The organism is Brevibacillus sp. FW301-21C12A (genome assembly GCF_058788915.1).
The window spans coordinates 119,947-143,785 of sequence record NZ_JBYTBG010000003.1 but is presented as its reverse complement, the minus strand read 5'-3'; the positions used below and the strand labels follow the sequence as shown (position 1 = coordinate 143,785).

Below are 23,839 nucleotides of genomic sequence, written 5' to 3'. Positions count from 1 at the left end.
ACGTTTGATGAAGAAGGATGATCGTCATGTACATGGGTCCCGAAATGATGCAGTATTTGCAACAGTTACATGACTATATACAAACGCAGAACAAAAAAATGGAAAAAATGAAGCAAATGATAGAAGAACTGCAACAGGATGTCAAAGAGTTAAAGGAAAAGCAGGTTCCTTCCGTCATCAAAAACGAATACAAATTTGATCTGCTGAAAGTCGAACGGTTGGAAGGAACGCTCAACATCGGGCTTAATCCAAAGAGCAACGATTCCGGCATCGGCGATTTTTCCATTAACCAGAGCATGGATGTGCCAAACGGGGAGAAAAAGAACACACCTTTGTTCGAACGAGTGCAAAAAGAAATTTACCGTTACCTGAAAGCGGACGCCTACCATGTGCTGGAACGAATCGAGGAAGAGTGCGGTTATCCGCTCAATGACGACTATCGCGATTTTATTTTGGAGGATATCAAGAAGCAGATCGACCAACGCATCCGTTATTATGTCAATCAGCTTCAGACCGATGAATGGGAGCCTGAACAGATCGACGTCTGGGCGGGAAAAATCGTCCAGAAGGTCAAGCGCGATATCGAAAAAACGTGTGAAGGCTTTGTCAAAAATCTCCCGCGCGAGGTGAACGAACCCTGATATGATCTACCAAGTGATAAACAGCGACATTTGCGTGCGCAGCGTTTCGATCGATGCCCTGTCGTCGTCCGCCTCCCTGTTTATCGGCGACACGACAACGGTCACGCTGCTCTCGTCCTACGAAACGCCACCCGAGTCGATGATTCTCGGAGCGATTCCGGTTGATACGGCGCTCACTCCACCTTGAGGAGGTTCCTATTGATGCACCGCAGAACGAGCCATGTCAAGAAGCTGAACAGCATTTCCATCGACTCCTCCTCTGTCTTGCAGATCGGGGACTCGAAGGAAGTCAACGCCCGCTCCAACATTTTGGCGGTCCAACGGGAAAAAGCGATTTTTTACCAGCACGAATTTGAATTTGCCGATTACGCTGTTTTTTCCGTGCCGTTACCCGCTCCTTGCCCTGCCGAGCCGATTTGCCTCGATACGTTTCACGACTGTCCCCGCATTCACGTCAAAAAGGTCGACGTACCGTTTACTGCGGCATCGTCGCTGATCCATATCGGCTCAACCGACTGCCTGACCTTGGAGACTCGCGTGAAAACCATCCGCCACCTGCTTCGCGACGAGCCCAAGCGCGAGAGGAGGAGCTAGCCGTGCCTTCCGTGGTCGGAGCGGTCAACATCAACAGCAACTCCGGGACTGTCAACTTCGGGGACACCTTGAACATCTCGCCCAAAACCGCATCCAAGACTTTCTCCGGTTCCGGTGGCGGCAATACGGGCAACGTCGTGAACACGATCAACGGCGCCAACGCAACCAATACGCTCGATCCGAGCATCGTCGATCAGCCGCTGGTTGGCAATATATGAACGGACAGTGTTAATGGCTTACATTAGCACTGTTTTTGTTTGGGCGCGGACATGCTCCCCCGTCCCTTGCAAGTTGCGGGAAAAGGAAAAGAGGAGGGCCGAAAAGTCCCTCCTCTACAGCTTCGCCTTGAATGTTGTTTTTCGTTCGCGGTAATCGGCATCGCGCTGCAAATAAATTTCCAGCAAGCCATCCTGGTACTGGGCTCTCATCCCTTTGGCGATCACCGGAGCAGGCAGTTCGATCTTGCGGTGAAACGAACCGTAGCTTCTCTCCGCCTGCACGCATGAGCCTTTGTAGTCCGGCTCCTTGACCAGCCCTTTGATTTCGAGCACTTTTTGTTCGACAAGCGAAAGCTCCAGGCTGTCGCGCGCAAAGCCCGGCAGCTCGCAGCATACGATCACGGACTGCTCCGCCAGGAACACATCCGTCGGCGGGTAGCCCTCGGTTTCTTCGACCTGCACCACCCGCAGCGGCCTATCCGTTGCTGGCTTTTTCCGGTTTTTTTGGATGGTCGGCACGACTTTCGCGGCCGTGCTCGGCGACTGGTTCGGCGATTTTTGGCTGAGCGCCGCAATGTTTTCCCAAAAATTCGCATCCATGATCTGGTTCATCTGGCGCAAGGCCCCCCACGGATGGTCTTTGTCCAGGTTCAGCTTTGCCAGGCTTTGCGATGCCTTTTGCAGTTGCTTCATCGTCTCCTGCCAATTTTTCAAAGAACATCGCCCCCTTCCCGAAAGCGGGCAGCGCTTCCGCTCCCTGGCAGTATATGTGCCCGGCTTTGCGGAGGGTGCAAAAAAATCGTTACGTTTGCCCACTGCCCCCGCCATCTGGCGCAGGAGCTGGCGGCGCGAGAATATCAGGCGGCGGCATGTCGCTCGGATACGACTCGCTGTCCTGGCCTGCTTCTCCACCCGGCACAGGTGTCGGCTCTGCTGGCGTCTCTGGCTTCGGCTGCGGTTTTGGCGCCGGAGTCGACGGCTTCTGCGGCTGCGGCTTCGCTACTTCCGATTGCGAAGAGGTCGACGGCTTCGTAGTTTGCGGTCTGGTCTCTGTTTTCATCTCGACTTTGGCTATTTCCGCTACCGCCGCATCGCTGAGCTTGTCGCTGGCTTCTGCCACTCCCAGCTCTTTCTGCAGCGTGCTGCGGACCGCCTGCATGTTCTCCTTCGGCCACAGAGAGTACGGAAAGCTCCAGATCGCGCCGTTTTCCAACGAGACGATATTGTCGGAAGAGATGCTGCCAAAGTCCATGGCCAGCCCTTTGATCTGGTCTTTGGACAGATCGGTTTTGATATGCTTGCCGACGGTCGCCATTACCTCCGTCAAGTGGGTAATTCCGTCCATCGAAACCATTTTGTCCGCGACAGCGCGAATGACCTGCTGCTGGCGGCGGTTGCGGTCGAAGTCGCTGGAGTTGTAGGCGCTGCCGCGTCTGTCGATCCGGTGTCTGACGAAGCCAAGCGCCTGCTCGCCGTTCAATACTTGCGTGCCTTTTTTCAAGCTGCGGTAGACGCCCTGCTTGGGCAGCTCGTACACCAGGTCGCGGTCCACGTCTACCTTGACGCCGCCGAGCTTGTCGACCACAGCGGTAAAACCTTCGAAGTCGAGCTGGACGTAGTGATTGACCGAGACACCGAGCATGTGCTCCAGCGTCTTTTTCAGCACCGTCATGCCATTTTCCGTGACAGGCTGTCCTTTGCTCTCCGCCAATTTCTTTTTCCCTTCGCCAATCGAAAAAACTTCGTTAATCTTGTGATAGCCTGGCTCGCCAGGAATTTGGACCCGCGTGTCACGGGGCAGCGACACCATCGTTACCTTTTTCGTGACAGGGTTAGCGACAGCGATGACCAGCACATCGGTGTTCAGCATCCCGATGTTGGCGCGCGTGTCCAATCCGACGATGACAAAGGAAATGGATTTCTGTTCCTCATACGGCTGCTCCACGACTGGCTGATCGGGAAGCTTGTACGGGTTTTTCGTCACGTCCTCCAATGTTTTGTCCACCTGGTTCAAGGCATACCCCGCCCCGACCGCAAGCAAACAGAGGAACAGGCACGCAGCCAGAAGCAGATACATCCGCTTGGATCGCTGTCCGCGTTTTTTTCGTTTCCGCGGCGTCTTCACAGGAGCCACTTGTTTTTCGTTCTTGGCCTGCACGCAGGTTCACTCCTTTTCCCATGGTGCCAACATTTCCGTTCAATTTTTCTATTATTCTGGAAAACCATGTCCCATTTTACCACATTTTGCTGTCAAATTGTAGGTGACGGTCAAGGCCACGCACCTGTTTTGTCGTTTTGGCGGTGAGTCCTTGCACTCCGGAAACGAAACAGGTAGTCTAAAACTATTGGGAAATCGGAAACAGAAAAGATCGGGGGACTGGAGAGTGGAACACGTACAGGTGCTGATCGCAGGCGGCGGCATCGCGGGTTTGTCTGCCGCTATTTGGTGCCAACGATTGGGGTTGTCTTGCTTGCTGGTGGAAAAATCGGATCGGCTCGGAGGGCAATTGCACCAGATTCACAATGAAATCTGGGATTTTCCTCCGCGGGTGTACCCTCGGGGCGCTTCGCTTCTCGACGAGTTGTACCAGCATCCTACCATCCAAAACCTGAATGTCCGGCTGGGAGAAGAGCTGTTAGCCATTGACCGCGATGCGCACATCGTGACGACCTCCAAGACTGCCTATCGCGTCGACTATCTGCTTATCGCTACGGGCGTTACCCCCAATGAGATCCCGGCCCTCAACGGCTGCAAGCGCGTCCTGCCCCCCGCTTTTTCCTCTACAGCGGAAGCTACATCGGTCGCAGGGCTGGCGCTTGCCGTCATCGGCGGAGGGGATCGCGCGCTGGAAAGCGCCGTCAATCTCGCCAGGCATGCGCGCCATGTCTACTTGCTGATCCGCAGCAACCATCTGCGCGCCCGCCCCGAGTGGCTGCGCAAAATCGCGGGGCTGCCCAATTTGTCTTTGCTGTGGGAGACGGAAGTAACAGGCTACCAGGACGAAGGAGAGCGGCTGTGCTTGACGCTGGCCTCGCGACGGCCTGAAAATCCGCCAACGCTGGCCGTCGACTGGATTTTGCCGCGCATCGGCGTCCATGGCAACTGCGCAGGGCTGGGCGGCCTTGCCACGTTTGGCGAAGGGTATTTGAAAACAGATGAATTTCAGCGCGCGGACGATTCGTGGATTTACGGCACGGGTGACGCCACCAATGGAGCCGCCTATGCCAGCCTGTCCCTCGCTGTCGGGCAAGCGATGAAAGCAGTCAAGCATATTTCCATGCAATATCGCTCATCTACCCCGTTCTGATCGTAGAAAGGAGAGCTGTTCTTGTACGCTTTTTCAGATGATTTCGGTTTGCCTGTGCAGTTGACCTTTGACCCCGACGAATATCGCCTTCATCCGGCAGGCCACGTGCTCATTCTCCCTTTTTATGACGGAAAGCTGCTGTTTACCCGCCACCGCAGCCGGGGCGTAGAGCTGCCCGGAGGAAAAATCGAGCCTGGCGAAAGCAGTCTCGCCGCTGCCGTCCGGGAAGTGTACGAAGAGACGGGAGCTGTGCTGGAAGGCATTGAGCGAATCGGCCAGTACACGCTTGCCGGCGGACAGCGAAAAGACATCTACATCGCAAAAGTGCTTACATACGCTGCGACGCCTTCTGGCTCTGACGTGACGGAAACAGTCCTCTTCGACACCATTCCGCGTGATATCAAAAGCGACGGGCAGTTCAGCCGCATTTTGCGCGACGATGTCTATCCTCTGACGCTGGAAAGAGCGTTGCTGCATCCGTTTGCTGCCCCATCTGTCCGCTCCTGACCATAAGCGCATAAGCTGTTCACACAAACAAACAGGCACGTCCCTGCTGCTGCTTCGATCCCCATTTTCCTGAGGGAGAGCTGCGCAGGGCTGCCTGTTTCAGTTTTTTTCCTTTTCTTTTTTCCCGGACAAGATACGTGCAAACAAGTCGTTCACATCGAAGCCGTACTTCTCGATCGCCCGCGCCCGCCGCTTTTCCTGCTGCGTCCCCGGCTCGATCCCGAGCACCTCTGACACTTGCCGCCACGCCTTCGTTTCGCGCTCTTTGGCAGCATCCTGCTCCTGGTTTTGCCCGCCTTGTTCGGCCTGCTTCGGCTTCAAGAAAAAAATGGCCAAAATCGCGAAGACAAGCGACAAGCCGGCAATCGAGAAAAACATGACCGTCCGGGAGATGCCGAGCAGCCAGGTGAAAATCGGCGGCCCGACAGCCACGCCGATAAAGCGGACGCCGCTGTACAAAGACGTAATCATGCCCCGCTCCGCTTTTTGCACCGCTCCTACAATCATCGAGTTCAGGCAAGGCAAAATCATGCCTGTACCGATGCTGCCGATGATGAGAATGCCGATCAGCGCATAGGCGCCTTTTACAAAGCTGGCGAGAACGTACGACGCCGCGAGCAGAAACATCCCGACGATCACAAACAGGCGCATCAGGCCTAGCTTCTTTTTGATAATCAGCCCTGTCACATAGGCAGCGATGCTCATGACGAGCAGCGGAATCGCCAAAAATCCGCCTTTGATGACGCCGTCGATCTTGTATTTTTCCTCCAGCAGATCAGACAGGTAGAACAGAACGCCAAACAGCGTGAACAGGCAGATGCTGCCGATAAAAAACGCGGGAACGAGCCATTTGCCGTGCTGCTTAAACACCTGTGCGATTCTGTGCAAATACTGCTTGACCGGAAGCGGCTGCCGCTCCTGCTTCTTTTCCTTGGTCAAAAACAGGAACAGCACAAGGACGACGCCGCAAATGATCGGGAAAGCGAGAAAGACCATGTACCAGGAAATGAGCGCAAGCAGCGCCCCGAAAATGGGACTGAGCACTTTGCCCATCCCGTTCGATGTCTCCATCAGGCCGAGCGCTTTGCTCTCTGACGCTCCCTCGAACAGATCGCCGACCAGCGCCATGGCAATCGGCGCTGTCCCGGCTGCGCCGATCCCTTGCAGGACGCGCCCGCCCATGATGAGCATGTACGGCTGATCGAGCCAGAGTGCCGCAAGCCCCGCCAACAGCCCGCCCGTCCCGTACAGGGCGAGCGAGATCAGGATGACGATTTTGCGGCCAAAACGGTCAGACAAGTATCCAGCCAGCGGAATCACGATTCCGGCGGCAATGGAAAAAGCCGTAATCAACAGACTGGTCTGGAGCGAAGTCAGCTCCATCTTGTTTTTCATCGTGGGCAGGACGGGAATGAGCATCGAGTTGCCAAGCACCATGACTAACGGAATCCCTGTCAGCCCAATCAGGTTTTTCGCATTTTGCGCCATACGAAACTCCTCGTCTCACGCATATGCGCTGCCATCCCAGCGCGTGGCGTTGATAATCTCCCAATTCGGCTCCATGCCGATCCCCACTCCGCTCGGGATGGCTACTTCACCGTTGACTGGGTACAGCGGAAAGAGGTGTGTGAACGGATTTTCCATGACATCCCACTCGACTGGCTCGATCTGTTCGCTGTCCATTTTGCTCCAGGCAGGCAAGCATGCTTGCGCGAACAGCGTGTACAGCCGAGCCAGCCCGCCATCAAACGAATGCGGCGACACGCGATAGCCAAATTCCCGCGCCATTTGCAGATGGGTCCGGTAGCTCTCGATCCCTTCTGTGTGCAGCAAATCCGGCTGTGCGATATCGAGCGCCCCCGCTTTGAATAGCGGCAAAAACTGCGCACAGCGGACCAGGTTTTCCCCGCCCGCAAGCGGAATGGGCAATGCGGCACGCAGCTTGGCGTATTCTTCCGTGCGCTCCATCGGCATCGGCTCTTCCAGCCACAGCCAGTTCGGATAGCGCTCGATTATGCGCGTCCACTGTCTGGTGGTCGCCAGATCGTAGCTTTGGTTGGCGTCAAGCGCCACCTGTACCTCCGGCGAGAGCATGTCCATCAACTGAACAATGTGCGCCTGATCTTCTCGAACGGAGCGGCCGCCGATTTTTACCTTGAACCTGGTGAATCCTGCTGCGAGAGCGGCTGCCACCTGGTTGAGCGAGTGCGTCATCCAGTCCTCGCGCTCCGCATACGACTGAAAGGATGCGTAGACGGGAATGGTCCGGTGGAGCGCCCCGCCCCATAGCTGGCAGACCGACATCCCCGCTGCCTTGGCGACGATCTCTGTCAACGCCATGCTGACCCCTGCTGCCGATCGCTGGTGCCATTTGTTGACGATCGCTGCGATCTGTGTCCGGCTGGACGCATGCTTGCCGAGCAAAAAAGGGACGATCCGCTCGCGAAACCCGCGGTCCAGGGTGGGCAGCCAATCGACAATTTCGCCCCAGCCATCGATCCCGGCTTGCGTGATGATGCGGATGAGGTACGTGCTGCGGTAGCGCTTGTACCCGTTGGCGTCCCCGTAGGCTTGCGTCAAGCGGTGCAACAGCGGATAAGTCTCGACGCGTTCGATCAGCAGACTGCGGTCATTCCACGCCATCGCGCCCCTCGCGCGGTTCGTTTTGCGACTCATACTCGTCGTAGGGGAGGAAGTTGCCTTTTCCTTCGCCTTTGTGCATGTAGTCTTCGTATGTTGCACTGCGCATGAAGTGCACGCTGTCGGGACCATGGTAGCCGTCGATATCGGTGTAGCCGATTTCTTCTACGGCTTCGACGTACCCATCCGGCTCGTCGCTTTCGATGTACATTTCGCCATAGTCGGCTTTATCGCTGTCCTGGAAGGAGAACGGCGTGCTGGATGTGCCCCACGACTCGACGATCTGCCAGGCGTCTTCCCCGTCGAAGCCGTTTTGCCCTTCTTTTTCGTCGAGCGACGTGCGGCCAAACGGGGGCTGCAAAAACTCTTCCTCGATCGGCCGGGATTCGTTCACATGGGGCGCAGGCGCGTGTTCCTTGCACGTCTGCGCCTGGGGCAAGGCTTCGAGTCGCTCGGCAGGAATCGGCTCGCCACAGACGGTGCACAGCCCGTATGTCCCTTCTTCCATGCGGGTCAGCGCCTGTTCGATTTCTTTTAATGTCTCGCGGTCGAGGCTGTCGAGGGCGAGGTCTTTTTCCCGTTCAAACAGCTCGCTGCCGATGTCGGCCGGATGGTTATCGTACATGGAAAATTCCTGCAAGGAGGTCGTCATCGGCTCTCGCATGCCGTAATGATCCTGTACGCGGTCTTCGAGTTCTTTTTTCTGCGCAAGCAGCTTTTCCCTGAAGCTGGCCAGCATTTTTGGGTCCACGTCGGCCACCACCTTTGTTTGGTTTCCTCAACTGGTAGTATGGCTTTGCAGGCGGGAAATAACCGTTTGAAGTGATTGGGGAAGGGTATGGGTGTGGCTTGTTCGTTCGGTTCTCGTGCTCTGCAAGACCCTGGCTCCGTCAAGCTTACTTGTCAACCTCGGCTTGCGGATTGTTCGTTGCTGTTTTGTCAGGTATAGCAGCTTTTGGTGTTCGCTCGGTTTTCTTTTTTAAAAGCTTCTTAATCGTTGCTTCCCTGGAGGCGAGGAAAGAGGAGAAATCGCTGTAGCTTCTTGGGGCCCCTGCAGGAAGCTTTGCTGCCCGGCTCCGTGGAAAAAACGAAACCGCGTCCAAAGTGGTTGACTCAGGATGCTTCTCAGCGTGGACGCTTAAAAGCGTGTTTCGTTTTTTCCACTCCGCCTCGGTCGGGACCCCAAAGAGCTTTCGCGGATTTCTCCTCTTTCCTCGTCAGGGGCTTGTAGTTGTTCGGCGAGGCTTAAAAAATTTGCTTATGCAACGGAAAAACCGCGCAGCAAAAAACAGCCCTGTTAGTGAAGGGCCGTTTCATTATTCTTTCGGTATGGGATTGCTTGAGTCTGGAACAACCAGCACTTTTGTCGGCCACTCGCCAACGTCCACTTGCTGTATTTGCTTTCGCTCCTGCGTATCAATCACGCTTACCGTTCCCGGCACAAAATTCGCAACAAGAAGATGGGAGCCAGCCAGGGCAATGGAAGACGGGGTTTCCGAGCGAATCTTGGTTATCAGCTTCATTGTTTTCAAGTCGTAGACGGAAATCATCTCCCCGCTCATATCCAAATCCGTATAATGATTGATAAAAGCAAGATCGTCCTTGCGCACAATCTGCTGCGGGAACGACTCTTCCAGATCGATTTCCTGTAAAACGGAATCATTCTTTTTGTCCAACACTTTTATTTTACTTGTATAGGCTTCTGGCTGCTTTACCCATCTCGGCTTTGGCCCTTTGGCGAATCCCGCATAGACCGCGATATTTTTTTCCGGATACGAAATGACATTGGTAGGCGGAAGCTCTTGCGGCATGTCTTTCGTTTCCAGTATTTCGTATTTTCCGGCTGTCCCTTTCCCCACGCGAACTTTTTTGGCATACGGGCCAAATTTGTTCGGTCCTCCCGCATTGACATGCATCGTGACTCCATTCGCTTCGGGGATGAAGGAACTGACAGCGCCGGGAACGGTAAACGTGTCAATCAGCGAAAAAGATTCCAAATCGACAAGCATAAGCGGAAAGCCAGATTGTTGGACCGAAGAGGAAGCGATATAGGCTACCCGATCATGAATAAATATTTTCTGGGGAATGTAGGGCAAGGTTAGCGTTTGATACGAGAGATCATGGACGTTTATGGCATACAAGTTTTTCAACGCCGGCTCAATTCCACAGTCAATCGCGTACAAGGTCTGCCCATCCACCTGCCCATCAATCAGAAATTCGCCGATTTTCTTTTCCCCTACGACCTTGTAGTCTTTATTCAAGATGACGACATTGGCTTTCCCCCTCTCTTTGATAACGGCCAAATGCGGTGTTTCCTTTTTTACAGGTAATTCATTCACCGTCTGACAAGCCGTTGACAAAAGGATGATTACCAGAAGAAACACCAAGTACTTTTTCATACGGATCCCCCTCCAATCATACGGAAAAACGGACCGAAACAAAGCTGCCTCGGTCCATTGACAGAAAAAATTACCAACTAAACCCATTTGTGGTTATTATGACATAGTCATTTACTTTATCGTAAATTAATATTTTGCAATTTTGTTAATAATTTGCACCAAAATCTTCGACCATAGTTCGACCATAGATGGGACCGAAAAAACCTGCCATCCCTTTAGGAATGACAGGTCCTGAAAAAACATCTGAAATTACGATTCAGCTACATGCGCATAATGCTGCTCCACGATATCTGCGCAGCGCACGCAGATAGATGGATGCGCTTCGCGGGCGCCTACGTCCTGCTTCACGACGCGGCAGCGTTCGCATTTTTGGCCGTCAGCCGCGGAGACGACAACCGCGATGCCTTCGAGTTGGGCAGCTTCTGCCGGAGCGGCTTCGCCTTGGGCGTGCAGGTCGACATGAGCGACGATGAACAGGTCGGCCAGATCGTCCATGGCCGCCAATGCTTTTGCTGCTTCCTCTGTTTGCGGATAGAGCGCCAGCTTCGCGTCGACGGAGTTGCCGAATACTTTGTTGCGGCGCGCTTCTTCCATCGCTTTGAGCACCTCGTCGCGGACAGCGAGGAACGCGTCCCATTTGCTTTCCGCTTCGGCAGAGAAGCTCAGGTGCTGCTCGTCGCCTTCCGGCATGTCGGTCAACTGCACGCTTGGCTCGGTCACGCCCGGGATGAAGGACCATACCTCGTCGGCGGTATGCGGCAAAATCGGCGCTACCAGCTTCACCAGGCTGAGCAGGCAATCGTACATGACCGTTTGGGCAGCGCGGCGTTTTACGCTGTCAGGCGCTTCGACGTACAGACGGTCTTTGCAGATGTCCAGGTAGAAAGCAGACAGGTCGATCACGCAGAAGTTGTGCACCGCGTGGAAAACGGTATGGAACTGGTATTCGTCATACGCCTTGCGGGAGCGCTTGACGACCTTCGCAGCTTTTGCCAAGACATAACGGTCCAGCTCGCCCAGTTGCTCATACGCTACGCGGTCTTTCGCCGGGTCAAATCCATCGAGGTTGCCCAGCAGGAAGCGGAACGTGTTGCGGATTTTGCGGTACACCTCGGCGATCTGGTTCAGGATCGCATCGGAAATGCGCACGTCTGCCTGGTAATCGACAGAAGCTACCCACAAGCGCAGGATGTCGGCGCCCAGCTTGTCGATGACTTGCTGCGGCACAACCACGTTGCCGAGCGACTTGGACATTTTGCGTCCTTCTCCGTCGAGAGCAAAGCCGTGGCTCAGTACCGCCTTGTACGGTGCCGTGCCATAGACGGCAACGCCTGTGGACAGCGAAGAGTTGAACCAGCCGCGATATTGGTCGGAGCCTTCCAGGTACATGTCAGCCGGCCAGGCGAGGCCGCGCTCGCGCAGAACCGCCTGGTGGGAAGAACCGGAGTCGAACCATACGTCCATGATGTCTGTTTCTTTGCGGAAATCTTTGCAGTCGCACTTGCTGCAAGCAAGCCCTTGCGGAATCAGCTCGTTTGCTTCGCGGGCAAACCAGACAGCGGAGCCTTCTTTGCGGAACAGCTCGGCAATGTGGTTGATCGTCGTGTCGTTGATGATCGGCTCATTGCACGATTTGCAATAAAAAATCGGAATCGGAACGCCCCAGACGCGCTGGCGGGAAATGCACCAGTCGCCGCGGTCGGCGATCATGTTTGCGAGACGGGTTTCTCCCCAATGCGGAATCCATTTCACGTTTTTGATCGCTTCGAGCATTTGCTCGCGAAAGCCGTCGATGGAAGCGAACCATTGCTCGGTCGCGCGGTAAATCACCGGCTTTTTCGTCCGCCAGTCGTGCGGGTAGGAGTGCGTGAAGAAGTTAAGCTTCAGGAGCGCTCCGTTTTCTTTCAGCTTCTCGGTGACCGCCTTGTTGGCATCTTCGTAGAAAAGACCTTCAAAACCAGGAGCTTCACTGGTCATTTTTCCTTCATGGTCAACCGGGCAAAGCACGCCGAGATTGTATTTTTGTCCGACAGCGAAGTCGTCTTCCCCGTGTCCAGGAGCGGTATGCACGCAGCCTGTACCGGCATCCAGTGTCACGTGCTCGCCCAAAATCAGCGGCGATGGACGGTCGTAGATTGGATGCTTCGTCACTACGCCCTCCAGCTCCTGTCCTTTGAAGCTGGCGAGAACTTCTACGTTTTCCCAGCCGATTTCCTTGCTGGCTGCTTCGATCAGGCCGTTTGCCACGAGGAATTTGCGGCCATCGGCTTTGACGACGCTGTACTCCAGTTCAGGATGAAGCGAGATCGCCAGGTTTGCCGGGATCGTCCACGGTGTGGTCGTCCAGATGACAACACCTGTTTCGGTATCCAGCTTGCCTTTGCCATCTACGACCTGGAAGCTTACGTAGATGGAAGGAGAACGCTTGTCTTTGTATTCGATTTCCGCATCAGCCAGTGCCGTCTCGGAAGACGGAGACCAGTAGACACAGCGAAGTCCTTTGTAAATGTAGCCTTTTTTCGCCATCTCGCCGAACACGCGAATTTGGTTGGCTTCGTACTCAGGCAAAAGCGTGACATACGGATTTTCCCAGTCGCCGCGAACACCCAGTCGCTTGAACTGATCGCGCTGCTTGTCGATGTAGGACCAGGCGTACTCTTCGCAACGCTTGCGGAAGTCGTTGACCTCGATGTTGCGGCGATCCAGTCCTTGAGCGTTGACAATCGCCTGCTCAATCGGCAAGCCGTGCGTATCCCAGCCCGGGATGTACGGCGCGTAGAAACCTGCCATGGACTTGTAGCGAACGATGAAGTCCTTGAGAATTTTATTCAGCGCGTGCCCGATGTGGATGTCTCCGTTCGCATAAGGAGGGCCATCATGCAAAACGAACGAAGGGCGTCCTTCCGTGCGGGCCAGCACTTGTTGATAAATGTTTTGCTCTTCCCACTTCTCCTGGATTTGCGGCTCGCGTGTCGGCAAGTTGCCGCGCATCGGGAAATCGGTTTTCGGTAGCGATAAGGTTTTGCTGTAGTCCATAGCCTGCTTCACTCCTAAAAATAAATAAAAGCCTTCCTTCATCCCAAAAAAGGGACGAGAGAAGGCTCCCGTGGTACCACCCTGATTGAACAAACCCGTCGGCAAACATGCAGAGGGATTCGTTCCACTCGTTCATTCGTAACGGGAATGACGCGCTCACTTACTTGCCTGCCTCAACAACGTGCGGCCAAGCTTTCGGATTTTGAACTCCCGGGTGATTTTCAGCAGAGGCGACTGGTCGGGCTTTCACCTGTTCCCGACTCTCTTTGACAGTGCTGTTTCCGCGTACTCTTCCCGTTCATCGTCTTGTCGTGATATGGATTAATGTTTTCGAAAAAGTTGTTTTTCATTATAGTACCATCATCGGCACAACGTCAATGTTTTATTCAACAACTACCGCAGAATCCGCCTGCTCGATGTCGTCCCATGCTCCGTGCTCCAGCATTTCCAGTTGGGCCTCCAGCAGCGTGCGGAAGCGCATGCGGTAAACGGACGCGCGTTTTTTCAATTCTTCGATTTCAATCGCAATTTTGCGAGACTTCGCCAAGGCTTCGTTGACAATCCGGTCCGCGTTTTTCTCGGCTTCCTTCAAGATCAGTTGCGCTTCCTTGCGGGCATTGGACTTGACATCCTCCGCCGTCTCCTGGGCGACGAGAATCGACTTGCTCAAGTTTTCTTCCAGGCTCTTATAGTGGTCCACACGCTCATTGAGAATGGCGATCCGTTCTTCCATTTCCTTTTTCTCTTTAATCAGGAGTTCAAAGTCTTTGATGACCTGATCGAGAAATTCGTTCACTTCGTCAATGTTGTAGCCGCGAAAGCCTGTGCTGAATTCTTTATTGTGTATATCCAATGGCGTTAATGGCACATGAACCCCCCACTTTTCCCGATAATTCGTACTTATGTTTTCGACAGAATCGACATTGTTTCCTGCCTTATTTTACATTTTTTTGCGCCCTCGTTCATTTTATGTAACCAGTCCGACAATCATGCGCAGTCTTCCGCTGCGCGTCGGGCCGGCTATCTCCAAAATTTTAAACCGCCCGTATCCGGCGAGCGACACCATGTCGCCTTGCTGCAATTGGGTCGAAGGATCTTCCGTAACCTTCCAGTTGACCTTGACTTTGCCCGCGCGAATCGGCACCAGTGCCTTGGCCCGGGACATATTGTGCACTTCCCCGATTACCGCATCAATTCGCGGCGAAGGCACGGTGATCGTTTTTTCGGCAAAGCGGGTCGCAGGCGGGGTAAACGACTCCCACGCCACGCGTTCAAACTGCACCGAGGTCCGGTGAATCTGCGTCACCTGCGTGCAGACAAAATCCGCGACTTCCTCGGCCACAATCGCATAGCATGTCCCGACGTCCGTCAGCATGTCGCCGAACTTTTCCCGCTTCATCCCCGCATGCAGCAGCGCTCCCATCACATCGCGATGCTCCAGGGTGTGGAAGCGCTGGTCTGCCTTGATTGCCAACAGGGCAAGCCGGAAGTCCTCGGGCTCCACTTCGATGTACTCCGGATGAATGAGGACGCGCACCCGCTCGGCGCCTTCATAGCCGCCGCTCGCGGAAATTTTCACATCGCGCACTTGCGACGTAAGGCTTTTCATAATGTGCCATTGCCGTGGATCCACAAAATCAGTAAGGCGCATGGCCTGCTTACGCTCTACCAGCGTCAGCATTTCCAGCGCCCGTTCCACAAAGGGACGTTCTTCTTTTGCAAAATGATCGAATACGCTCATAGCACTCGTCCTACAGCAGTTTTTCCAGAATGCTGAACAAGCCATACTGGGCAAAGCGAAGGGCAATCAAAGCGACGATGGGCGAAATATCAATGAAACCGAGTGTGGGAATAAATCGGCGAAACGGAGCCAGATAAGGCTCTACCAGTCTCTCCAGCAGTTGGCCGATGCCAGTCGCCCGCATTTGCGGCACCCATGACATCAAAATGTAGGCAATAATCATGTACTGATACACTGTAAAAGCAAAATTTAAAATGGTAAACAAGTACGCCATTAGCTCACCCTTTTTATCGTGTTAGTCCGTTACTCTTCCATAACGCTGGAGATCGTTCCTTGAATATCTACATGGTCCGGGGTGCATACAAAAATCGTATCGCCCACCTTTTGAATGTCTCCATTCAGCGCGTAAACCGTCCCGCTCAAAAAGTCGATAATTCTTTTGGCCTGATCTTTTTCCACCCGATGCAGATTGACTACCACAGGTCTGCGATGACGAAGGTTGTCGGCAATGTCTTGCGCATCGCTATAATGACGGGGCTCACAGAGAATCAAACGGATTCCCTCCTTTTCCCGCGCTTGGAACGGCACTACGTTATTGGCCCGGCTGACAGGCTGCTGCTTTTTGTGGTGAGAATCGTATTCGTCGCGTTCCTCTTCTACCGTGGTTTCCTCGATGTATTCCTCGTTATCCAGCCCCAGAAACCCCATCAATTTGTTCATGACACCCATACGCTACCTCCTCTCCTGCTCGTTGTCGCGTCTGTTTCTTCCCTATTCCGGCTTGACCAAAACAGAGCCAAGACGAATATATGTAGCTCCCTCTTCAATTGCCACTTCAAAATCACTGGACATGCCCATGGACAATTCTTCTATGTGAGCATGCGGGAACGCGCATTCATTGATCCGCGCTTTCCACTCGCACAGTCCGCGAAATACAGGTCGCGCCTCCTCCTGATCTTCGACAACAGGCGCCATCGTCATTAATCCGACGATCTTTATATGTTTCATATTACTGGTTTCACGCAAAAAAGCCAATACATCGTTGGGACTAAGCCCAAATTTTGTCTCTTCCCCGGAAATATTGACCTGCAAAAAGCAGTTGACGACCTGGTCGATCGCCTCGGCTCGGCGATTCAGCTCCTGGGCGAGCGAGAGGCGGTCCAGCGAATGAATGTACGGGAAACGCCCGACGACTTCTTTTGCCTTGTTCGTTTGCAGATGCCCGATAAAATGCCAGATGCCTCTCTCTTTGTGCAACTCGTATTTCGGCAAGGCATCCTGCACCCGGTTTTCCCCGATATGCTCGATCCCGACATCCAGCAAATCACCGATGGCCTGCTCGTCGACGTATTTGGTCACAGCGATGATTTTCACTTCCTCGCGCCGACGGTTCGCCCTCTCGCAAGCCGCCTGAATGCGCGTCTCAATCGCCGCCAATCTTTCTTTCAACACTTCCTGCTCCTTGATTTTCACGATGCCCTATCTCCCTTCTGTTTCCTTCCAGCCGATATACGAAGCCATTCGTCCTGTCATTTTGCCCGGCCCGGCTTCTTTTCGATGCGAGAAAAACAAGTCTGTCCGGCAGCTTGTACACCAGTCCGTCACCAACATATTTGCCCGGGAAATCCCCGCTTCCCGCAAAATTTCCGTATTTAACTGCCGCAAATCGAGCATGTACTTCCCTTCTGTGGAGGCAGAGACTGCCGTCTTCCAGTTTTCCGCACTCGTCCGCACCTGCGTCATGATCCGTTCATCCACCTCGTAGCAGCACCCCCCGATGGATGGCCCAATCGCGACGCGGATGTCCCCCGGCTTCGCCTTATAGTGCGTTTGCAGCGCCTTCACCATTTCCTCGGCAATACGCCCGACCGTCCCTTTCCAGCCTGCGTGGGCAAGCCCGATCGCTCCTGATGCCGGGTCGAGAAAATAAAGCGGAACGCAATCAGCGTAAAACGACGTCAGCAAGACTCCCTTTTGCTGCGTGAACAGCCCGTCTGTTGCGGCAATGACGTCTCCGAGGCTCTCTTTTCCCGCACCTCCCGCCGTCACCTGACAGACGCGGTTGCCGTGCACCTGGTCGGCGCATGTCCACGCCTCAAACGGCATCCCGACATGCTCGGCCAGCTTTTTTCGGTTCGCGATCACATGCGCCGGGTCGTCTCCCACGTGCAGTCCCATATTAAACGAGCCGTACGGTTCCTCGCTTTCCCCGCCAAGGCGAACCGTAAAGCCCGCCACGAGCCCCGGGAAATGCGCTTGCCAGTCCGCCAGCGCCAAAATGGATTTTTCCTCTTCCAAGACAAACGGTTCTCTCATCCTGTCACCTTCCTCATATGGCTTATCATACCATAGCCGAAAAGAAAAGAAAGGCTAACTGCCGCCTTTCTCCCTTTACTCCCTGTATTCATCCCCGCCAGAGGTTCTGGCTTCTACCTTGAGTGCCTCCTCCATCCGGACCAGCACCACATCTTTCCCGATCTTCACAATATTGCGCCACGGAATGACGTAATCATTCCCGGAGGAAAAGAACCCGAGGAATTTGCCTGGCCCCGGCACGACAATCGCTTCCACGCGTCCGTGGCGCAGATCAATCTCCAAATCGGATATCGTCCCCAGCCGCTTCCCATCCAGGATGTTCACCACTTCTTTTGTCTGGAAGTCAGAGATTTTTACCATTCTCCTCACCCACTTTTCTCCGTTACTTTCAGTATATGAACCAGCGGGAGAATATGTCCTCCTCGGCCCGAAAAAACAAGAGCGGCTCTTTGCGGCGGAGCGCCTGCGGGAATAAAAAAACCCAACGGTACAAGACCGTCGGGACCTATGTCGTTTCTCATTACGATTGGACGTGCTTTTGCATATGGGCGATGGCTGCCTTCTCCAGCCGGGAAACTTGTGCCTGCGAAATTCCGATTTCCTCTGCTACTTCCATCTGGGTTTTTCCCTCGTAAAAGCGCATGGATAAAATCATTTTTTCCCGATCACCCAGACGTTGCATCCCTTCGCGGAGGGCGATTTCTTCGACCCATGTGACATCCTTGTTCTTTTCATCGCTGATTTGATCCATGACGTAGATGGGATCTCCCCCATCCTGATAGATCGGCTCAAAGAGTGATACGGGGTCCTGAATCGCATCGAGCGCGAACACGACGTCCTCCTTGGCGACGTTCAATTCCTGAGAAATCTCGGTAATGGTGGGCTCTCGCGAATGCTTGTTGGTCAGGTTGTCTCGCACCTGAAGGGCTTTGTAGGCGATGTCCCGCAGCGAACGGGAAACGCGAATCGGGTTGTTGTCGCGCAGATAGCGCCTGATCTCCCCGATAATCATCGGGACGGCGTACGTAGAGAACTTCACGTTTTGCCCCAGATCAAAGTTGTCGATCGCTTTCATCAATCCGATGCAGCCTACTTGAAACAGATCGTCGACGAACTCTCCGCGATTGTTGAACCGCTGAATCACACTCAACACCAGACGCAGGTTGCCGTTGACCAGTTTCTCACGGGCAGCCAGCTCACCGCTTTGCAGGCGCTCAAACAAATCACGCATTTCTTTGTTTGTCAGCACCGGAAGCTTGGAAGTATCTACCCCGCATATCTCTACCTTATTGCGCGTCACGTCTTTCCCTCCTCGAAGCAAGAAAAAAGTCCCTAACCCGGTTGTCTTGAAAGGCCGCGTACTGACGCGTAGCCGCCAAGAAGGTGGCAAAAGCCACCATCTGTTACGGTTTAGGAACAGTATCCCCTGAGGCTGGGAAAATATGCGCTAGACCATTTTGTTGAATTCTTTTCGCAACCGTTTTATAATTCGCTTTTCCAAACGGGAAATATACGACTGGGAGATTCCGAGCAGATCGGCCACGTCTTTTTGTGTCTTCTCCTCTTCGCCTGCCAGGCCGAAGCGCAGCTCCATGATGATCCGCTCCCGCTCGGACAGCTTATCCAGCGCTTTTTTCAACAGCTTGCGGTCCACCTGGTCCTCGATATTTTTATAGATCGTGTCGTTTTCCGTGCCGAGCACATCCGACAGCAACAGCTCGTTGCCATCCCAGTCGATGTTGAGCGGCTCGTCAAAAGACACCTCGGAGCGGATTTTGTTGTTGCGGCGCAAATACATCAAAATCTCGTTTTCGATACAGCGGGAGGCGTATGTCGCCAGCTTGATGTTTTTCTCCGGGTCAAACGTGTTGACCGCTTTAATCAAGCCGATCGTCCCGATGCTGACCAAATCCTCAATGTTGATCCCCGTATTTTCGAACTTGCGGGCAATGTAGACGACCAGCCGCAGATTGCGCTCGATCAGCATACCGCGCACCGCAGGATCGCCCGATGGCAGGCGTCCCAGGAGCACTTCCTCTTCTTCTCGCGTCAACGGTGGAGGCAATGCTTCACTCCCGCCAATATAATAGACTTCTTCAGCGCGTACACCAATCCACAGCAGGAAACGGTACCAGGTCAACTGGAGTTGTAGGCGAAGTTTTACATACATGATTAGCCCTCCTGTTTGAGAATAAAGGTAGGTTCTTGCGTATATGCTTCCATCATGGCAGGATGCACGATCGCTTGGTACTTCCCGTCGGCTGAGAGCGGAATCGGGTTCAGCCCGATCAGCACTTTTTCGGTTTCATAACGAAGCCCTTCCTGTACAACCAACACATGATCTGGCTTGATCGCAAGCAAAAAATCCATTCCCCGCGACACGCTCCGATACGGGATCAGGCGCACGCGAGACTGCCATTCGATCGGCAGGTCATCCCAGGATCCGTCCAGCTTCTCCCACACTCCACCGTTTTCATCGGTTTGTCGGAGAAGCGACGGCGGAAGCAGATGAGCCAGCATGCGACTTTCGATAATCATGACCGGCAGACGCGTAATCGGCTCGTGGAGCTGATTGCCTGTGTCCACCAAACCGCGGCAAATGACTTTCTCCTTGGCTATGGTCACGACGACATCGACGAGAAACGTTTCGATCCTGCGCGGCTCCTGGATCGCCTTGTAGCTCTTTTTCCCTAGGAAAAAGACGAGCGTGAAGCCGACGGCAACAATCGCGAGCGTAGGCTTGAAGCCGACGCCAAACCCGTCATTGTGCGTCACAACCAATCCGTTGACGATTTCGTTTTGCGGGGCCAAAAAATATTGCAGACCGAATACCCCGCCTCCAAAGACAAAAGCGACAAAGTAAAAGATGATTAAGTTTTGCGCAAACGACAACAACCTCCTGTTACCAAATGCAATCCAGAGCATGAGAATGGAAAAGAGCAGTTTGACTGACCATTGATACATGGATGAAAACGCCGGGAAAAAGAAAAAGACCAGATACGAGCACCCGAACAAGGCGGCCGCGATCATTCTCCACCACACCACGCGCTCTTTGCGAAAATACGCCGTAAACCAGAGCAACAAGGTATCAATGGCGAGGTTGAGGAGTAGAATGATATCAAGATACACAACCACTTGCTCTCACCTCCGATCTGGTTTCGCCTTGGCGAAAATCCGAGAGCTGCAAGAGTTGCCAAGTGTGTTTTCGGCCAGTGCTGCGCTGCCTACGTACACTGGCTTCTATCAGTAAAAGCAGTATATATCAATGTGTATGTAAAGTCTGTCAATTCTTGACGGTGTTTTTTTGGATTTTTTGTCTAACACTTTCTGGTCTACGCACGCAAAAAAGCCTCGTTCCCGCAAGTAAGGGAACAAGGCTTTTCGTTTTGGCGACACTATTTTTTGTTACGACGACGATTGCGCAAAAATGCCGGAATATCGAGGTTGTCGAGGTTGCTCATGGAGAAGAGGGACTTGTCATCCTCTTCTTCCTTCGCACGACCCGTATTCACGTTGGAAATCGGCGTCGGGCGGTTGCCGGCCGTGCTGATCGGCTGTTGCTGGCGACGAGGCGCTTCTGCCGCGCGCTGCGTTTGCTCGAAGCCGGTCGCAATCACCGTAACCACCAGTTCGTTTTTCAAGTCTTCGTTAATGACCGCACCGAAAATCATGTTGACATCCGGGTCTGCTGCGGAAGAAACGATGTCGGCTGCTTCATTTACTTCGTACAGGCTCAGATTCGTACCGCCTGTGATGTTCATCAGGACACCGCGTGCGCCGTCGATGGACGTCTCCAGAAGCGGGCTGGAAATAGCGCGGCGAGCCGCTTCTGCCGCACGGTTTTCCCCGCTGCCTACGCCGATCCCCATCAGGGCGGAGCCGCGCTCGGTCATGATCGTTTTCACGTCAGCGAAGTCGAGGTTGATAAGCCCCGGTACCGCGATCAGGTCGGAAATCCCTTGCACCCCTTGGCGCAGGATGTTGTCCGCTTCACGGAATGCTTCCAGCATCGGCGTATTTTTATCGACGATTTCCAGCAAACGGTCGTTTGGAATGACGATCAGCGTGTCTACTTTTTCCTTGAGCGCAGCAATTCCGGCTTCACCGTGCTGGGAACGCTTGCGGCCCTCGAAGGAAAACGGACGGGTTACAACGCCAACGGTGAGAGCGCCCAGTTCCTTGGCGATCTCTGCAACTACAGGAGCCGCCCCCGTACCCGTTCCTCCGCCCATTCCCGCTGTAACGAACACCATGTCCGCACCGCGCAGGGCATTTTCAATCATATCGCGGCTTTCTTCCGCTGCTTTTTTTCCGATTTCAGGATTCGCGCCTGCTCCGAGACCGCGCGTCAGTTTTTCGCCAATTTGCAGTTTGATGTCTGCACTGGACAATTGGAGCGCCTGGGCATCGGTGTTCAAGGTGATGAACTCTACCCCTTTCAAACCGCCTGCAATCATGCGGTTGACTGCGTTGCTTCCGCCGCCGCCGCATCCAATTACTTTAATTCGTGCAAAGGATTCCATGTCCATATCAAATTCCAGCATATTGCTAGTCCTCCCCAATTCAACATAAAAACTTCGTGGCCCAAGAAGCCGATTGACAAAACGAATGGGACATCCCGTTATTCTCTTCCATGTTTTTCGAAGAACGAAACGTTCCAATTTTCGCCATTGTGTTAACTACGGCAAGCGACTAAATAAACTCGCTAAACCAGTTTTTCACTTTTTCCATTAAACCGCCGCCTTCTTTCGGCTGCTTCACAACGGTTTGCTTCTGAGTGCCCTTGAATGAGGGGGTGACGCGTACGCTGCGGCGCTCCATCAACTGCAAGGCATATTGAATCAAACCTACCCCTGTGGTGTAGGCAGGATCCCGCACTCCGATGTAATCAGGAATTGCGATGCGAACAGGTGCGTCCAATTCTTCTTTTGCCAATTCCAGCATGCCAGGCATCGCTACGGTACCGCCTGTGAGAACGTAGCCACCTGCAATCTCGTCGCGGAAGCCCAGCTTGTAGACGGCCTCCTCGACCAGTTGGAATATTTCTGCAGCGCGCGGCTCAATGATATTGGCCAAATCCACTTGCGTAAACTGCTTTTCGACTTCACTGCCAATCCGGTTCACCTTGAACTTCACATCTTCAGAAGCTTCGTCGATCAATGCACACCCGTTTTTTATCTTCACGCGGTCTGCTACATCCGTATGTGTGCGCAATCCCAATGCAATGTCGCTCGTAATGTGGTCGCCACCGATGCCGATCACGGTGGTCGCTGCCAACTTCCCTTGCTCGAATACACCGATCGTGGTAGAACCCGCACCGATGTCGACAAGAACGACACCCATGTTTTTGTCATCTTTGGAAAGGGCGACAGTGCTAGCCGCAAGCGGTTGCAAGAAAATTCCAGCCACGCGCAAATTGGTCCGTTGAGCACAGCGAACAATGTTATGTACAACCGTCTTCAATCCGGTCACAATGGTACCTTCCATTTCCAGTCGGACGCCAATCATGCCCCGCGGGTCTTTTATACTACCTTGCCCGTCTACGATGTACTCCTTTGGAACTACCTCAATGATTTCACGGTCCGGTGGAATCGCTACGACCTTCGCTGCCTGAATGACGCGTTGGATATCTTCTTCTCGTATCTCACGGTCTTCGCTGGATACAGCGACAACCCCTTGGGTTTCATGCAACTCGATATGGTTTCCAGTGATCCCCACATACACTTCTTCGATTGAAACGCCAACCATGCGCTCGGCATGGTCAACCGCTTCCCGGATGGCATGCACGGTTTGGTCGATGTCAACAATCACGCCTTTCTTGATGCCTTCAGAATGTGATTGTCCGACGCCGATGATGTTGATGGAACCGTTGTTGATTTCGCCGATCATGACGCGTACTTTGGATGTTCCAATGTCTAGGCTGACGATGAGTTCATTACTTACCAAACCTGTGACACCTCCCCTGCTACGTCTTTTGTCTTGCTAATAAAATGAGAACACCTGCATAAATTATTCCACACAGGACAACCATTCCCTTTTTTTCATATAGAATTTTTGTAAAAAAATGACCTTCTTCCCATTAGTTACGGCTATTCCTGCTGATTGATCCAACGGGATAGAACAATTCTCCTAATTACGGCCAGGTTATTGAAAAGACGCACCCCGAAAGCCACAATCGCCGCCAGGTAAAGATCAATCCCCAGGAAGCCGCCGATGAAGGCAAGGCCGGCTGCAAACAGCGTATTGAAAAAGAATCCGGACATGAAGATCCGAACGTTGAAGGTGCGCTCCAGAAACGAGCGGATTCCCCCAAAGATCGTGTCCAATCCAGCCAAGAGGGCGATGGAGAGATAGCTGCTATACTCCTGGGGCACGCGCCAATCCAGAAGGAAGCCGACAGCGAGACCGACAATCAGTCCGATAAGCGGGAGCCACATGG

At 53.6% G+C, this 23,839-nt stretch carries 26 protein-coding genes and 1 other annotated feature; of the genes, 6 read left to right on the top strand and 20 right to left on the bottom strand.

From position 1 onward, the window contains the following. Positions 1-26 precede the first annotated feature (26 nt). Genes AC3WQH_RS03515 through AC3WQH_RS03500 form a run of 4 tightly spaced genes read left to right on the top strand, consistent with a single transcriptional unit; the run spans position 27 to position 1,453 of the window. On the top strand, positions 27-641 hold the full coding sequence (locus AC3WQH_RS03515) for a spore germination protein GerPC (protein WP_005833417.1): 615 nt from the start codon (positions 27-29) through the stop codon (positions 639-641). A 1-nt stretch (position 642) separates the two neighbouring features. Beyond that, on the top strand, positions 643-828 hold the full coding sequence (locus AC3WQH_RS03510; protein WP_122952808.1) for a spore germination protein GerPD: 186 nt from the start codon (positions 643-645) through the stop codon (positions 826-828). Positions 829-842: 14 nt separating this feature from the next. After that, positions 843-1,235 carry a spore germination protein GerPE gene (locus tag AC3WQH_RS03505; protein ID WP_005833421.1) on the top strand — a complete coding sequence of 131 codons (393 nt, stop codon included), beginning with the start codon at positions 843-845 and terminating at the stop codon, positions 1,233-1,235. Between the two features lie 2 nt (positions 1,236-1,237). Continuing rightward, positions 1,238-1,453 (top strand): spore germination protein, encoded by a 216-nt coding sequence (locus AC3WQH_RS03500; protein ID WP_005833423.1) that lies wholly within the window; start codon positions 1,238-1,240, stop codon positions 1,451-1,453. A gap of 114 nt (positions 1,454-1,567) precedes the next feature. On the opposite strand, the gene AC3WQH_RS03495 is transcribed toward AC3WQH_RS03500, so the two are convergent. Further along, positions 1,568-2,167, bottom strand: coding sequence for an Hsp20/alpha crystallin family protein (locus AC3WQH_RS03495; RefSeq protein WP_005833425.1), 600 nt, complete (start codon positions 2,165-2,167; stop codon positions 1,568-1,570). Between the two features lie 88 nt (positions 2,168-2,255). Beyond that, on the bottom strand, positions 2,256-3,611 hold the full coding sequence (locus AC3WQH_RS03490) for an LCP family protein (RefSeq protein ID WP_492331909.1): 1,356 nt from the start codon (positions 3,609-3,611) through the stop codon (positions 2,256-2,258). Positions 3,612-3,837: 226 nt separating this feature from the next. On the opposite strand from AC3WQH_RS03490, the gene AC3WQH_RS03485 reads away from it, so the two are divergent. Then, entirely contained in the window at positions 3,838-4,761 is a 924-nt protein-coding gene (locus AC3WQH_RS03485) for an NAD(P)/FAD-dependent oxidoreductase (RefSeq protein ID WP_005833428.1), read from the top strand. A gap of 21 nt (positions 4,762-4,782) precedes the next feature. Beyond that, the gene (locus AC3WQH_RS03480) at positions 4,783-5,268 is read left to right on the top strand and encodes an NUDIX domain-containing protein (RefSeq protein WP_005833429.1); all 486 of its coding nucleotides are present in this window, start codon (positions 4,783-4,785) and stop codon (positions 5,266-5,268) included. A gap of 99 nt (positions 5,269-5,367) precedes the next feature. On the opposite strand, the gene AC3WQH_RS03475 is transcribed toward AC3WQH_RS03480, so the two are convergent. From AC3WQH_RS03475 to AC3WQH_RS03390, 18 genes are all read right to left on the bottom strand, one after another. Beyond that, complete coding sequence (locus AC3WQH_RS03475) at positions 5,368-6,756, bottom strand: MFS transporter (protein WP_007784246.1); 1,389 nt, start codon at positions 6,754-6,756, stop codon at positions 5,368-5,370. Between the two features lie 15 nt (positions 6,757-6,771). Continuing rightward, on the bottom strand, positions 6,772-7,911 hold the full coding sequence (locus AC3WQH_RS03470) for a mandelate racemase/muconate lactonizing enzyme family protein (protein ID WP_005833433.1): 1,140 nt from the start codon (positions 7,909-7,911) through the stop codon (positions 6,772-6,774). Beyond that, the gene (locus AC3WQH_RS03465; RefSeq protein ID WP_286086004.1) at positions 7,898-8,659 is read right to left on the bottom strand and encodes a TraR/DksA C4-type zinc finger protein; all 762 of its coding nucleotides are present in this window, start codon (positions 8,657-8,659) and stop codon (positions 7,898-7,900) included. Before AC3WQH_RS03465 ends, AC3WQH_RS03470 begins: the two co-directional genes overlap by 14 nt. Positions 8,660-9,224: 565 nt before the next feature. Next, positions 9,225-10,307 carry a YncE family protein gene (locus tag AC3WQH_RS03460; RefSeq protein ID WP_492331908.1) on the bottom strand — a complete coding sequence of 361 codons (1,083 nt, stop codon included), beginning with the start codon at positions 10,305-10,307 and terminating at the stop codon, positions 9,225-9,227. A gap of 249 nt (positions 10,308-10,556) precedes the next feature. Beyond that, the gene (gene ileS, locus AC3WQH_RS03455) at positions 10,557-13,343 is read right to left on the bottom strand and encodes an isoleucine--tRNA ligase (protein WP_007784237.1); all 2,787 of its coding nucleotides are present in this window, start codon (positions 13,341-13,343) and stop codon (positions 10,557-10,559) included. A gap of 47 nt (positions 13,344-13,390) precedes the next feature. Continuing rightward, positions 13,391-13,654, bottom strand: a binding site (T-box leader). Between the two features lie 71 nt (positions 13,655-13,725). Beyond that, entirely contained in the window at positions 13,726-14,211 is a 486-nt protein-coding gene (locus AC3WQH_RS03450; RefSeq protein ID WP_007784235.1) for a DivIVA domain-containing protein, read from the bottom strand. Positions 14,212-14,310: 99 nt separating this feature from the next. After that, positions 14,311-15,084 (bottom strand): YlmH family RNA-binding protein, encoded by a 774-nt coding sequence (locus AC3WQH_RS03445; protein ID WP_007784233.1) that lies wholly within the window; start codon positions 15,082-15,084, stop codon positions 14,311-14,313. A gap of 10 nt (positions 15,085-15,094) precedes the next feature. Further along, positions 15,095-15,358 (bottom strand): YggT family protein, encoded by a 264-nt coding sequence (locus AC3WQH_RS03440; RefSeq protein WP_005832947.1) that lies wholly within the window; start codon positions 15,356-15,358, stop codon positions 15,095-15,097. A 29-nt stretch (positions 15,359-15,387) separates the two neighbouring features. Beyond that, positions 15,388-15,813, bottom strand: a complete 426-nt coding sequence (locus AC3WQH_RS03435) for a cell division protein SepF (RefSeq protein ID WP_005832949.1) — start codon at positions 15,811-15,813, stop codon at positions 15,388-15,390. Between the two features lie 42 nt (positions 15,814-15,855). Next, positions 15,856-16,560 (bottom strand): YggS family pyridoxal phosphate-dependent enzyme, encoded by a 705-nt coding sequence (locus AC3WQH_RS03430; RefSeq protein ID WP_026557382.1) that lies wholly within the window; start codon positions 16,558-16,560, stop codon positions 15,856-15,858. Between the two features lie 3 nt (positions 16,561-16,563). Beyond that, positions 16,564-17,400 carry a peptidoglycan editing factor PgeF gene (pgeF, locus tag AC3WQH_RS03425; protein WP_026557383.1) on the bottom strand — a complete coding sequence of 279 codons (837 nt, stop codon included), beginning with the start codon at positions 17,398-17,400 and terminating at the stop codon, positions 16,564-16,566. Between the two features lie 75 nt (positions 17,401-17,475). Continuing rightward, entirely contained in the window at positions 17,476-17,760 is a 285-nt protein-coding gene (locus AC3WQH_RS03420) for a YlmC/YmxH family sporulation protein (protein WP_005832955.1), read from the bottom strand. Positions 17,761-17,920: 160 nt separating this feature from the next. Then, positions 17,921-18,700: an RNA polymerase sporulation sigma factor SigG gene (gene sigG, locus AC3WQH_RS03415; protein ID WP_005832957.1), complete on the bottom strand. Its 780-nt coding sequence runs from the start codon at positions 18,698-18,700 to the stop codon at positions 17,921-17,923. A gap of 147 nt (positions 18,701-18,847) precedes the next feature. Beyond that, complete coding sequence (gene sigE / locus AC3WQH_RS03410) at positions 18,848-19,570, bottom strand: RNA polymerase sporulation sigma factor SigE (RefSeq protein ID WP_005832959.1); 723 nt, start codon at positions 19,568-19,570, stop codon at positions 18,848-18,850. Positions 19,571-19,572: 2 nt separating this feature from the next. Then, positions 19,573-20,535, bottom strand: a complete 963-nt coding sequence (gene spoIIGA, locus AC3WQH_RS03405) for a sigma-E processing peptidase SpoIIGA (RefSeq protein WP_005832960.1) — start codon at positions 20,533-20,535, stop codon at positions 19,573-19,575. A gap of 260 nt (positions 20,536-20,795) precedes the next feature. Beyond that, complete coding sequence (gene ftsZ, locus AC3WQH_RS03400) at positions 20,796-21,944, bottom strand: cell division protein FtsZ (RefSeq protein ID WP_005832962.1); 1,149 nt, start codon at positions 21,942-21,944, stop codon at positions 20,796-20,798. A 148-nt stretch (positions 21,945-22,092) separates the two neighbouring features. Then, positions 22,093-23,346 carry a cell division protein FtsA gene (gene ftsA / locus AC3WQH_RS03395; RefSeq protein ID WP_005832964.1) on the bottom strand — a complete coding sequence of 418 codons (1,254 nt, stop codon included), beginning with the start codon at positions 23,344-23,346 and terminating at the stop codon, positions 22,093-22,095. A gap of 143 nt (positions 23,347-23,489) precedes the next feature. Then, a complete protein-coding gene (locus AC3WQH_RS03390; RefSeq protein ID WP_005832967.1) occupies positions 23,490-23,837 on the bottom strand; it encodes a small basic family protein in 348 nt (115 codons plus the stop codon). Positions 23,838-23,839: the final 2 nt, after the last annotated feature.